The sequence below is a fragment of the Streptomyces sp. NPDC055103 genome (assembly GCF_053607625.1).
The window spans coordinates 105,748-117,156 of record NZ_JBSGTX010000017.1 but is presented as its reverse complement, the minus strand read 5'-3'; the positions used below and the strand labels follow the sequence as shown (position 1 = coordinate 117,156).

The 11,409-nt window shown below is 70.1% G+C and carries 13 protein-coding genes; 6 read left to right on the top strand and 7 right to left on the bottom strand.

All coding sequences use genetic code 11. From position 1 onward, the window contains the following. Window positions 1-149 precede the first annotated feature (149 nt). Entirely contained in the window at window positions 150-770 is a 621-nt protein-coding gene (locus ACWFR1_RS14070) for a hypothetical protein (RefSeq protein ID WP_453550366.1), read from the top strand. Between the two features lie 64 nt (window positions 771-834). Beyond that, the gene (locus ACWFR1_RS14065) at window positions 835-1,320 is read left to right on the top strand and encodes a hypothetical protein (protein ID WP_453550363.1); all 486 of its coding nucleotides are present in this window, start codon (window positions 835-837) and stop codon (window positions 1,318-1,320) included. A gap of 140 nt (window positions 1,321-1,460) precedes the next feature. Here ACWFR1_RS14065 and ACWFR1_RS14060 read toward each other — a convergent pair whose 3' ends face one another. Next, the gene (locus ACWFR1_RS14060; RefSeq protein ID WP_453550361.1) at window positions 1,461-1,670 is read right to left on the bottom strand and encodes a hypothetical protein; all 210 of its coding nucleotides are present in this window, start codon (window positions 1,668-1,670) and stop codon (window positions 1,461-1,463) included. A gap of 223 nt (window positions 1,671-1,893) precedes the next feature. Beyond that, a complete protein-coding gene (locus ACWFR1_RS14055) occupies window positions 1,894-2,475 on the bottom strand; it encodes a TetR/AcrR family transcriptional regulator (RefSeq protein WP_453550380.1) in 582 nt (193 codons plus the stop codon). A gap of 115 nt (window positions 2,476-2,590) precedes the next feature. On the opposite strand from ACWFR1_RS14055, the gene ACWFR1_RS14050 reads away from it, so the two are divergent. The 3 genes from ACWFR1_RS14050 (at window position 2,591) to ACWFR1_RS14040 (ending at window position 6,537) form a co-directional block, all read left to right on the top strand. After that, a complete protein-coding gene (locus ACWFR1_RS14050; protein ID WP_453550358.1) occupies window positions 2,591-3,658 on the top strand; it encodes an FAD-dependent oxidoreductase in 1,068 nt (355 codons plus the stop codon). 60 nt (window positions 3,659-3,718) lie between these two features. After that, complete coding sequence (locus ACWFR1_RS14045; RefSeq protein ID WP_453550356.1) at window positions 3,719-5,506, top strand: serine/threonine-protein kinase; 1,788 nt, start codon at window positions 3,719-3,721, stop codon at window positions 5,504-5,506. Window positions 5,507-5,592: 86 nt separating this feature from the next. Further along, entirely contained in the window at window positions 5,593-6,537 is a 945-nt protein-coding gene (locus tag ACWFR1_RS14040) for a hypothetical protein (RefSeq protein ID WP_453550354.1), read from the top strand. A gap of 10 nt (window positions 6,538-6,547) precedes the next feature. Here the strand turns inward: ACWFR1_RS14040 and ACWFR1_RS14035 are convergent, their stop codons facing one another. Further along, the gene (locus ACWFR1_RS14035) at window positions 6,548-7,465 is read right to left on the bottom strand and encodes a CopD family protein (protein WP_453550351.1); all 918 of its coding nucleotides are present in this window, start codon (window positions 7,463-7,465) and stop codon (window positions 6,548-6,550) included. 68 nt (window positions 7,466-7,533) lie between these two features. Next, window positions 7,534-7,749, bottom strand: a complete 216-nt coding sequence (locus ACWFR1_RS14030; RefSeq protein WP_453550348.1) for an EF-hand domain-containing protein — start codon at window positions 7,747-7,749, stop codon at window positions 7,534-7,536. A gap of 74 nt (window positions 7,750-7,823) precedes the next feature. On the opposite strand from ACWFR1_RS14030, the gene ACWFR1_RS14025 reads away from it, so the two are divergent. Next, the gene (locus ACWFR1_RS14025) at window positions 7,824-8,462 is read left to right on the top strand and encodes a GNAT family N-acetyltransferase (RefSeq protein ID WP_453550346.1); all 639 of its coding nucleotides are present in this window, start codon (window positions 7,824-7,826) and stop codon (window positions 8,460-8,462) included. Window positions 8,463-8,477: 15 nt separating this feature from the next. Here ACWFR1_RS14025 and ACWFR1_RS14020 read toward each other — a convergent pair whose 3' ends face one another. From ACWFR1_RS14020 to ACWFR1_RS14010, 3 genes are all read right to left on the bottom strand, one after another. Continuing rightward, the gene (locus ACWFR1_RS14020) at window positions 8,478-9,662 is read right to left on the bottom strand and encodes a YVTN family beta-propeller repeat protein (protein WP_453550343.1); all 1,185 of its coding nucleotides are present in this window, start codon (window positions 9,660-9,662) and stop codon (window positions 8,478-8,480) included. Continuing rightward, on the bottom strand, window positions 9,662-10,447 hold the full coding sequence (locus ACWFR1_RS14015) for a polysaccharide deacetylase family protein (RefSeq protein WP_453550341.1): 786 nt from the start codon (window positions 10,445-10,447) through the stop codon (window positions 9,662-9,664). The genes ACWFR1_RS14020 and ACWFR1_RS14015 overlap by 1 nt, the downstream gene beginning before the upstream one ends. Before the next feature lie 393 nt (window positions 10,448-10,840). Continuing rightward, entirely contained in the window at window positions 10,841-11,347 is a 507-nt protein-coding gene (locus ACWFR1_RS14010; protein WP_453550338.1) for an ATP-binding protein, read from the bottom strand. Window positions 11,348-11,409 lie beyond the last annotated feature (62 nt).

Genomic DNA, 11,409 nt, shown 5'->3' with positions numbered 1-11,409 from the left:
GCTACATCACGCCGTACCAGGCGAGGGTCCGCTGCCATCAACGGCTGAGCCTCGCGGCATAAAACGGAAGTGTCGGGACCTGAGGGGTCACTTCATCATGGATAGCTCCCGTCGGGAACTTCGGGAATCTTCAAGGCTTTCTCGACAAGATGAGGAACCTGGAGGTGTTCGGCATCATCGACGAGGGCGGGCCGAGCAACGAGTGGGAATCCTCCCGAGGGCTCTTCTTCGGCTGGCTTTGGGGTGGAGGCTATCCGCTCCGCGACGTCGAGAAGTTCCGAGGTGGAGACAAGTTCACAGCAATCCTCGCATCTGGCCCCACGTTCTCCGAATGGAGGGGCAAGCTCGTCACCCAGGCCATGAAGGACGGGATGAAGGCCGAGGGAGCGAAGGCCGGCGGGATCAATTTCTCCTACAAGGATGTCGGACCCGAGCCCGGCAGCCCTTGGTGGCGTATCAATTCACTCCGCGGGGCCGCCCTGGATATCAGCGGCACGCTCAGTAACGGAAAGATTGGTACATCCAATTCAGCCCACGCGTTCCTTGGCTCCTATTCAGCGACCGGGAGGATCATTTCTGTCGACCAGAAAAAGGGAACCGTACAGCTCCAGTTCACCGCGAAGAACACTTCCGACTGGAATTCTGCGACTCACCTGGTCCCACGCACATGGAATCCGATGTTCTCAGGCACATTCGGGGCCGCAACAAAGCAGGAGTTCTCCTGGCGTGAGAATCTCCCGATGAACAACTGCATGTGCGTCATGCGATAGATCGACACTGTCGCGGGCGGGCCTTTAGCGGCCCGCCCGCACTCCCGAAAGGAACAGCACTTATATGCTTCTCACCACACCGAGAGGCGCGCGCCTACGACTAGCATTGTGCACCGTCGCCCTGCTCTCGATTACCTCTTGCGCCACGGATGTCACGCTCTCCTCGCTTTCCGACAGCGAAGCGGCCGGCAAGTGGCAGGAGGGCAACGGAGGCATCGTCGAGCTGAGGAAGAACCGCACCTTCACGACGTCCGGAATCAACTGGCGGAATGTTTCCGAAGGCAGCGATTGCCCACAAGCAGAGACAACGACGGGCACCTGGGCCTTCTGGGGTTCCGATCCGGATCACCCCCAGTCCTCCGCTGCGCTCGCGCAGTACACGGCCGGAGACACGATCAACCTCTCCTTCGAAGGCTCCCCTCAAGGGCAGTGCCTGATCAACCTCAACGTCACGAAGAGTGGTAGCACTCTCTGCGTATCGGACGACATCGAGATCCCGTGCTCCCGGGAGGTCACCTTCACCAAGGATGGAGAGAGGACGGCGCCCTGAGGCCCCAAAGTCGCATCGACGAGCCCACGAGCCCCGCAGGGGTGTCGTAGCACAGGGGCTGACCGCAAGGCCGCCACCATCGAGCACAAGAGCTGCACACTTGTGCTCGGCCACAGCTGTATCCGCTCCGTCGTCGACGATCACTCATTCCTGGCCTGGAGCGAAGTCCCGCCCAGCGAACCCAAGCACGCCGCCATCGGCTCCTGACAGCAGGCGAGCACGTTCTTCGCCGACCACTGCATCCCTGTCGAGCGCGTCCTGCCGGAAAACGGCGCCTGCCACAATTTCGGACTCCGCAGACGAACGGCGAGGTCGAGCGCTTCAACCGCATACCGCTCGACGAGTGACACGAGGTAGTCCTGAGGCGCGAGAATCGCAGGACAGAGGCACGGCCGAGTGCGTCATGCATGAGCGTCAAGTACAAGGAGACGGCGCGGGGCGGTCTCGCGGTGAACATCATCGAGTGCTGAGGAGCGACGGTCCTGACGTCGGACCCCGAAGACCTCCTCATGCTCCGCGGCCCGGGCGTCGGCGTGACCAAAACCTGACACGCGACGCGCGGCGATCCCCCGGTCACACCGGGTACACCGCGTCCAGGAGGTCGCGGACGAACCGGTCGGGGTCGTCCAGCCCGGCGTGGGTCAGCGTGCGCACGCCTCCGGTGAGGAGGTGGGGGATGGCGGCGTGCAGGGCGAGGGTGACCGCAGCGGCCCGGCGAGGGGTGACGGGGAGTCCGGCGGCGCGCTGGGCCTGTTCGAAGCCGGTGAAGTCGGCGGCCGCGATCGGATCGAGGATGGCGGCGAGCCAGCCCCTGCGGGCCGCCTCGGCTTGCAGTTCCAGATAGGCGAGCATGCGGGCACGGCCTGGGCCGGCGACATTCCGGAGCAGCCCGCCGAGCAGGGCCACCAGACCCTCGCGGTCCACGGGTTCGACGCCGGCGGGCGTCAGCTCCGCAGCGGTCCGGTGGTACTGCTCCGCGCACCGCTCGGCTGCGGCGCGCAGCAGGGCGTCTCTTGTGGGGAAGTAGTTCTTCGTGGTTCCCAGGGGCACTGCGGCTGCGGCGTCGACAGCCCGATGTGTCAGGCCTCGTCCGCCTGCGGCGGCCAGGACCTCGATCGCGGCATCGCCCAGCAAATCCCGGCGGTTCTCGCTCAGCGTCGGCTCTCCTCGCTCGTCGACACGTTGCCCACGATACCCCACTTGTGGTACCACATCCGTGGTACCACAAGTGGGGTAGTCAGGATCGGCCGACGCGAGAGCAGGGGGCGTGATGACGGGAACGGCCGTTGTGGTGGGGGCGGGAGTCGGTGGGCTGGCGACGGCGATCGGGCTCCGCCGGGCCGGCTGGCAGGTGACGGTCCTGGAGCGCAGAACCGAACTGGAGCGGTACGGAACCGCGTTCGCTCTCCACCCGACCGCGCAGGACGCCCTCGACCGCCTTGGCGTCGGCGCAGCGGTACGCCGCCGCGCGGTGCCGTACCGCTGCGCCCAAGTCCGCACCCCCGACGGGCGGGTGCTGGCCCGGCTCCCACTGGAGCACGTCGAACGTAAGGCGGGCAGACCCGAACTGCTGATCTCCCGGCCCTACCTGATCGATGCGATGGCGGCCGAGTTGGACACCCTGGGGGGTGTCGACGTCGCGTTCGGGGAGAACGTCGCCGACGTGGCCGCACTCTCGACCGAGCACGATCTGCTCGTCGGGGCCGACGGACTGCGGAGCGTTGTACGGGCAGCCCGCTTCGGAACGGACAGCGGTCCCCGGAAGGTGGGCTCGGCCGCCTGGATCGGCATCGCGGACTTCGCGAGCGACGTCCACGGCGAGACCTGGGGCAAGGGCCGCTTCTTCGGCCTGACCCCGGTCGAGCCGGGCCGCACCAATTGGTACGCCGCCGTACCCGAGGGCACCACCGCCGACGAACTGCCCGACCTCTTCAAGAACTGGCACGACCCCATCCCCCATATCCTCACAGAGACCGACCGCACCTCCTGGCTCTGTTACGAGATGCGGCACCTGTTCCCCGCCCTGCCGACCTTCGTGCACGACGGACAGGGCGGACCGGGCGGACGCGACGGAAAAGTCGCCCTGGTCGGCGATGCGGCCCACGCCATGACACCCAACCTGGGCCAGGGCGCCTGCACGGCCGTCCTGGACGCAGAGACCCTGGCCCGCACCGTCGCCCAGCACGGCCGCACCGGCCTCTCGGCCGCCCTGCGCGCGTACGACCACGAACGCCGACGCAGCGCCCAGCGCATCGCCTTCGCCTCCCGCGGTCTGCACCGCTTCGTGTCCACCGAACGCACCTGGCTCCGCGACACCATGGCCCGCCTCCTGGCGTGAAGGCATCCCGCATTGGCAGTCGAGCGACGCCGCCGAGGCGATGCGAGGCTCGTCGGCCCGATGACCGAGAACATCCGGCGCGCGGTACCCAACGGAGGGGCTATGAAGGAGTTACGTACCACCGATCCGACGACTGTCGGCGGTCGGTACCAACTGCTCGGGCGGTTGGGCAGCGGTGGCATGGGTGCCGTGTACCTCGGACGTTCACCGGGCGGGCGGCTGGTAGCCGTGAAGTGCGTTCACCGACACCTGGCTGCCGATCCCGATTTCCGACGTCGCTTCGCTCATGAACTGGAGGCCGTACGACGCGTCGGCGGATTCCACACGGCGCAGATCGTCGATGCCGATGCGGCGGGCGACCCGCCGTGGCTCGTCACCGCCTACATTCCGGGCCCTTCCCTGGCCGAGGCGGTTGCCGCCCACGGACCACTGCCGGAACCGACGTTGCGGGTACTCGGGGCAGGGCTGGCCGAGGCATTGGAGGCCGTCCATGCTGCCGGGCTCGTCCATCGTGACCTCAAGCCCTCCAACGTACTGCTCGCGGATGACGGCCCACGAGTGATCGACTTCGGCATAGCCCGTGCACTGGACGGGACGGCTATCACCCGGACGCAGGTCGTGATCGGCACGCCCGGCCACATGGCCCCGGAGCAAATCACAGGCGGTGACATCGGGCCCGCCTGCGACGTGTTCAGCCTCGGGCACGTGCTCTGCCACGCCGCGGGGTGCGCTCCCTTCGGATATGGCGACCCGCAGATGATGCTCTACCGGATCCTGAACGACGAACCCGACCTGAACAGGGTGCCGGAATCCCTGCGCCGGACGGTCGCCGCCTGCCTTGCCCGGAACCCCGCCGACCGTCCCACTCCCGCCCAGTTGCTGGAGAAGTTCCACTCGACCGGACCCGTCTCCCCAGCCTGGGCGTGGCCGCCGACCGGACTCCTGACTGTTCCCGCTCCCATACCGGTCGGGCATCCCGGAGAAGCTCCCCCTGCATCACCGACTCTCCTCGACCCCGCAGCAGAGGATGAGCGCCCGGACAACCGGACACTCACCGCGCCCACCGAGCCATCGAAGCGTCGACGTCGCTGGCTGCTGGTGCCACTCGTTCTGTTGTCGGCAGCTGCTGCTGTGTGCGCCCCGCTGCTCAAGCCTGAGGGCGACCGGCTCCGGCTGCCGCACTGCTTCTTGTCCACCACGGACGGGGGCAGCGGCGCGAACATCTCATCCGTGACCAACATTCCGGCGGGGACACCGCACCCACCCGAGCTCGTGTCGCCTGCCGACCGAGCGACCATGGAACTCGGCGATTCGGTGATACTGGAGTGGGACCACGCCACCGGACCGTCACAGGTCGTCGCCATGCTGGCGGGCGGCACCGCCTGGTATTCCGACAGGCTGGACACGACCGCCTGCTCCTTCACGCCCACGGCCGTCGGGCTGTACCACTGGCAGGTGAACAGTGCGAAGAGCCCTGGACGGGACTCCAGCGCATGGTCCGAGACGCGGTATCTGTACGTCAGACCGAGGGGATCCACCGATCCCGGTCCGGTGGCCGATGCCCCGGACGCCCCTCGTCAGCAGTCGCCCGCCGACCAAAGCGTCGTCACGGCCGGGCAACCCGTCGACATGCGTTGGGCTCTGACGACCGATGTCACCTCATCGTCCGTCTCCGTAGCCATGCCCGACGGAACCTGGCGGCACATGCCCTGGCAGGACGGCTCCCATTACACGTACACACCGCCCTCGCCTGGGGTCTACGTCTGGATCGTCCGCGTGGCCAAGCCTGGATGCGGTGGTTGGTGCGTCAGCAGCTCGAGCGCGCAACGGTACCTGATCGCTGAGTGACGTTCGCAGCCGTGGCGGAGCGGGCGGCCCGATTCGTCCGGTGAGGTGATCGTGGGCCGCGCGCGGCCTACAATCCGCCCCTTCTGATGATCACGGATACCGGACGAGGCGGAGAAGACATGCGGATACGGATGCGCGGCATGTGGGCGGTGGCGGGTCTGGCCGCCCTCGCGGCGGTGAGCGGCTGCGGGACGGATCAGCCCCCGGGCCCGGCGGCCGGTCCCACGACCGCGTCCGGATCCCCGTCCCCGTCCGCGTCCGCCACGCACGCGCCGGAGAGTACGGAGGCCGCCGCGCCGGACTCCCCCGCGGGCCTGCTGGCGCGGGCCGAGGCCGCCATGGACGCCGAGGCCGGGTGGACCTTCAAGGTGACGAGTGAGGAGTCGCTGGCGCAGTCCGGCGCTCCGGCGGGGCAGGCCGGCACCGCCTCGTACACCGCCACGGTGAACCGGACGGGCAGCCCGGAGGCGCTGCACCAGACCGGCACCGTCCTCAGCAAGGGCAGGAGCAAGGCCGAAGAGGTCTTCGCGGTAGACGGCACGGGGTACGTGCGCGAGGGCGCACCCGGCACCCCCTGGCGCAAGGCGCCGCTGACGGACCCGGAGACCGCCGCGAAGGTGGAGGACCCGCTGGCCGCCCTGGCCGGCTTCACCGTCTACGCCGAGCGGGGCGAGCGGATCGAGGTCGTCAGGTCCGCCGGCGAGATCCGGCTCCGGCTGCGGATCCCCGCCGGGTACCTGTCCGAGCGCGAGGAGCGGCCGGCGGTCGCGCGGGCCGCCCAGGAGTTCCTGCCCACCCTGGAGAAGCTGCGGAAGGCCGGGGTCACGGCGCCCGAGAAGAAGATCGTCCTGTCGAGGTTCGAGGAGACCCTGGTCCTGGACGCGCGCACCCACCGGGTGACGTCCTACCGGACATCCTTCGGCTTCGCCGTCCCGCACGAGGGCAGGCGGCTCGACTACGCGCAGAAGCTCAGGACGGACACCGAGGGCGTCTTCACCGGCCGTATCGAGGCCCCCGCCGCGACCTCCTGAGGACGACGGGTCAGGCCGCGATCCAGTGCGGATCCGGCACCACGGTGAGGAGCGCCGAGACCACCACGATCAGCGCGAGCACCGCCACCTCGGTCCGCGCCAGGGTCTCGGCGTCGCCGCCGGACAGCATCCGGCTCCTGGCCGCCAGGGCCAGCAGGCTCACCCCGCCGAACAGCAGCAGCTTGACCAGGAGGACCCGGCCGTAGGCCGTGGTCAGGACGGCGTCCAGCGGCAGCCTGCGCAGCGTCGAGGCCGTGCCGGTGACGGCGAGGGCGGCGTAGACGACGGCGGCCATCCGGGCGTAGCGGACGAGGACCTCACGGCCGCCGCGCCGCAGCCGCATGGTGCGCAGCACGTAGAGGAGCGTGCCGAGCCAGAGCGAGGCGCCCGTGAGGTGGACGACGGTGAGCCCGATGCCCACGACGGGGCTGTACGTCTCGGTGTGGGCCCGCAGCGCCTCGGCCACGACCGCGACGGCGAGCGGGACGGCGGCGAGGCCGGGGCGGCGGGAGGCGGCGCACAGGGCGGCGAGGGCGAAGGCGTTGGCGGTGACGAGGAGGAGGCGGCCCTCGCGGAGCCCGTACACGACGGGCAGGCTCAGCCCGCTGACGGCGGCGAGGAGCAGCAGGAGTCCGGCGGAGGCGGCCGCGGCGAGCAGGGCGGCGGGCACGGACAGGGCGCGTGGCCGGGGCCCTTCCCCGGCGAGGCGGCGTCCGGCGAGTTCGCCGACGTGGACGGCGAGGCCCGTGAGGACGAGGAAGCGCAGCAGCGCGGTGGTGCCGGCGGCGGGTATCCGGAGCTCGCCTGTACCCGTCTGCGCGAGGCCGGCGCCCAGCAGGGCGAGACCGAGGACGGCTACGGCGGCGACCGTGGCGAGGACCGCCACCGTCAGACGGCTCGGGGTACCGAAGGGTCCGGGAAGCGTCACCGGACGATCGTCACCGAGCCCCGGACGGGCGGCAACTCAGATGTGAGCCGCCCGCCCGGGCGGGCGGATCAGGCCTTGCTGTAGTGGGCCCAGAACTCGTCCCAGGACAGGACGCCGTCGCCGTTGGTGTCGCGCTGCTTGATGAGCACCTCGGCGACCGTCTCGGTGACGTTGAAGTCGCCGAACTGCGCCATGAGGCTCTTGTACTCCGCAGCGGTGATGAAGCCGTCGCCGTCCGCGTCGAACCTGTTGAATGCCGTGCGTGCCGACTCGATGTCCGCCACTGCTTCCGCCCCTTCTCGGTACTTCTCTGACGGTGGTCAGATTAGCGGGCCCGTCCCTGCTGGATGATGGCGGTATGAGCAGCGACGTGGCACGGATCCTGGCGGCGGCGGCACACGGGGACTTCCCGCCCTCGGACGGTTCGACGACGGTGGTGCGGCAGCCGAACCCGCGGGACGCGGGCGTGCTCGCCTTCACCGCCCATTCGGTGGTGTTCACGGACGCCGATCCGGAGTGGATACGGGCCGAGCTGGCGGCCACCGCGAGCGACCCGCTCGCGGCGAGCATGAACCCGGGCTTCCTGGCCGCCCTGATGGCCCGCACGGGCCGGGGCATGAACACGATCGACCTGCTGACGGTGGCCGACGCCCTGCCGGGCCCCGCCCCGCTGGAGCTCCGCGAGATCGACGACCCGTCCCACCCCCGGGTGGCGCGGGCGATGAAGTTCCGCGACGAGGTCCAGGTGTGGGCGGCGGACGGCGGGGTGCTGATTCTCGGCCGGGGCGTCGCGGGCCGCTGGGAGGCGGCGATCGAGGTCGACGAGGACGTACGCCACCGGGGTCTCGGGCGCGCCCTGGCGACGGCGGCCCGGCACCTCACCCCGGACGCGGTGGTGTGGGCCCAGCAGTCGCCGGGCAACGCCCGCAGCGTGCGCGTCTTCCAGGCGGCGGGCTTCCGCCCGGTGGCGTCGGAGGCGCTGCTGGTGGCCCACTGACCGGTCCGGCGCCGCCTACCGGAAGATGCCGGTGTGGCCCAGGGAGTAGCGGCCGGGCTGGGGGTAGACGGCGAGGCCGTGGGGGCCTCCGCCGACGGGGATGCGGGCGAGCTGTTCGCCGCTGGTGGTGTCGATGGCGTAGACCTCGGAGTCGTAACGCCCGGACAGCCACAGGACCTTGCCGTCGGCGGAGACGCCGCCCATGTCGGGGGATCCGCCGTCCGGGAGCCACCACTTCTTGGTGAGTTTGTTCTTGCCGAAGTCGAAGACGGAGACGGAGCCCTCGCCGCGGTTGGGGACGTACATCTCGCGTGAGTCCCGGCTGATGTAGAGGCCGTGGCAGCCCTTGCCGGTGGGCAGCAGGGTCGGGGTGGTGAACTTCTCGCCGTCGAGGACCCACATGCCGTGGGCCATCATGTCGGCGACGTAGAAGGTCTTCCCGTCCGGGGAGATCTTCACGTCCTGGGGCATGGCGCCCTCGAAGGGCAGCTTCTGCTGGCCGATCACCTCCATCTTCTCGGTGTCGACCTTGAGGAGTTCGCCGGAGAACTCGCAGGAGACGACGAAGTACCGTCCGTCGGCGGAGAAATCGGCGTGGTTGACGCCGTAGCAGCTCACGGGGACGGTCTTCTTGCGTTCCATGGTGTGCGGGTCGCGGAAGACGAGTTCGCGGTCGAGGGAGGCCATGACGACGGCGTACTTGCCGTCGGGCGTGAAGTAGAGGTTGTACGGGTCGTGGACCTCGACCGGCTTGCCCGCGACTCCGGTGGCGGGGTCGATGGGGGTGAGGGTGTGGCCCCGGTTGTTGTTGACCCAGAGGGTCTTCATGTCCCAGGAGGGGACGACGTGCTGGGGCTGGACGCCGACCGGGATCGTCTCGACGACCTGGTAGGTCGCGGGGTCGATGACCGAGACGGTGTTGGAGTTGGTGTTGGGGACGTAGACCCGGGAGGGGAAGTTCCTGACCACCGGGGAGAGCTTGTTCGGCCGGTCGGCGGCGTAGACGTCGTTCGGGTCGAGGAGCGGCGGCATGCCGGGGAGACCGGCGGGCGCCGCGGCCGGTTTCGGTACGGCGGGGGCGGCGGCCTTCTTGACCCCGGCGGCGCCGTTCTCGGCCTGGTGTGCGCCGCCGCAGCCCGCGAGGGTGACGAGGAGGGCGGCGGCGAGGAGGGTCCTGCCGCGCGCGGTGAGGTGTGCCATCAGGTCAGCAGCTCCGTGGTGGTGACCGCGCGCAGTCCGCGGCGGTCGAGGTCGGCGAGGAGGAGGGGCAGCGCGTCGGCGGTTTCCGGGTAGCCGAAGTGCAGGCTGACGACGGATCCGGGCCGGACGGCGCCGGTGACGTTGCGGACGATCGCGGCGGCGCCGGGCGAGGTGAAGTCGAGGGAGTCGACGTCGTACGAGAGGGTGTGCGGGTATCCGGCGCGGTGGGCGGCCCGGAGGACGGCGGGGGTGGCGTGCCGGGTCCTGGAGGGCCGGAACCAGGTGCCGACGGAGCCGGTGAGGCGGCGCAGGCGGGTGGCGCAGGCCTCGATCTCGGCCTGGGCCTCGGCCTCGGTCAGGGCGTTGACGTCGATGTGGTGCTGGGTGTGGTTGCCGAGGTCGTGGCCGCCGTCGAGGACGCGGCGGGCCATGCCGGGGTGCGCGTCGAGCCAGGAGCCGACGGCGAGGACGGTGACGCGGGCGCCGGCCTTCTCCGCCTGGCCGAGGAGCGTGCGGGCGAGGGCGGGGTCGCCCTGGCCGTGGAAGGTGAGGGCGACCCGGGGCCGGCCGCGGGGGCCGTGCTCGATCTCGGCGGGCCGGCCGGGGAAGCGGTGCGGGGCGGGCGCGGCGGCCGGAGCGGGGGCGGGCGCGGTTCCGGGCACGGTTCCGGAGCGGCCCGGGGCGGGGGCCGGGCGGGGCTCCGCGCCGCAGGCGGTGGCGAGGGCTCCCGCGAGGGCGGCGGCCGCGCCGGTCCTGAGGGCACCGCGGCGATCGGTCGACTTCACGCGACCAGTAAAGAAGGATGTCGACGAAATCGTGACGATTAGGCCGATTCAGGACGTTTGCGGCTCGACTCAGGGCGTCCAGCATGCGGACGAGCCGGGGAAACAATCGATGAACCGCATAGCCATTCAATGTTTGCAAGGCGAGTGCCGCAGGTCACCAATGATTCATAGACGATCAATCCCTATTTGACCGATTCTGCCCCGGTAAGGACTTTTGGCGCCGAGGCCGCATGTCTGTCATAGTCGGAGACACGACCCCCATTGACCCGGGCCAGGTCGACATAGCAGCCGTGGATACACCCCCCCCCCCCCCGTCCACGGCGCACCACACGAGAGCCCCCAGGCGCCGCACTACGGCGAACGGGGGCTTTCGTGCGTCCGGGGGAAGGGGCCTCAGGCGCGGTCGGCGACCCGCATCTCGAACCAGGTCGTCTTGCCGCGCGGCGCGAGGTCCACACCCCAGCGGTCGGAGAGCTTGTCGACGAGGAAGAGCCCGCGGCCGCTCGTGTCGAGCTCGCTCACGGGCATCAGGCAGGGCAGTCCGCGCGAGGGATCGCGTACCTCGATCCGGATCCAGCCGCGCCGCCGGTGCAGCCGCAGCGCGAAGGACCGGGCGCCGGTGTGCCGGACGGCGTTCCCGACGAGCTCCGACACGAGCAGCACCGCGTGCTCGGCGATCTGCGGGCCGAGCCCCCACTGCCGCAGGACCACGCCCTCCGTGAGCCGGCGGGCGACCCAAGCGGACTCGGGCCGGGACGGCAGCCGCACGTCCTCCTCGGCCGGGTTGCCGTACAACTCCAGTATGTCGGCGACCTGTTCGTCATCCACGGCCGGTGACCACCGTGCGGCGGCGGCGCTGCCGCGCTGCCACGGTTGTTCCCTACCCTCCAGGCCCGCCATGCCCCCCATCATGGCCGCAAGGGGCCGTCCGCGGGGGCCGTTCCGGCGGAATCGGCCCCCAC

Bases quoted from the DNA above. Each gene is read 5' to 3' on its own strand.
- ACWFR1_RS14010 (WP_453550338.1), bottom strand. From the start codon at position 11,347: ATGGCGGGCCTGGAGGGTAGGGAACAACCGTGGCAGCGCGGCAGCGCC.
- ACWFR1_RS14050 (WP_453550358.1), top strand. From the start codon at position 2,591: ATGACGGGAACGGCCGTTGTGGTGGGGGCGGGAGTCGGTGGGCTGGCG.
- ACWFR1_RS14020 (WP_453550343.1), bottom strand. From the start codon at position 9,662: ATGGCACACCTCACCGCGCGCGGCAGGACCCTCCTCGCCGCCGCCCTC.
- ACWFR1_RS14040 (WP_453550354.1), top strand. From the start codon at position 5,593: ATGATCACGGATACCGGACGAGGCGGAGAAGACATGCGGATACGGATG.
- ACWFR1_RS14025 (WP_453550346.1), top strand. From the start codon at position 7,824: ATGAGCAGCGACGTGGCACGGATCCTGGCGGCGGCGGCACACGGGGAC.
- ACWFR1_RS14065 (WP_453550363.1), top strand. From the start codon at position 835: ATGCTTCTCACCACACCGAGAGGCGCGCGCCTACGACTAGCATTGTGC.
- ACWFR1_RS14045 (WP_453550356.1), top strand. From the start codon at position 3,719: ATGACCGAGAACATCCGGCGCGCGGTACCCAACGGAGGGGCTATGAAG.
- ACWFR1_RS14070 (WP_453550366.1), top strand. From the start codon at position 150: ATGAGGAACCTGGAGGTGTTCGGCATCATCGACGAGGGCGGGCCGAGC.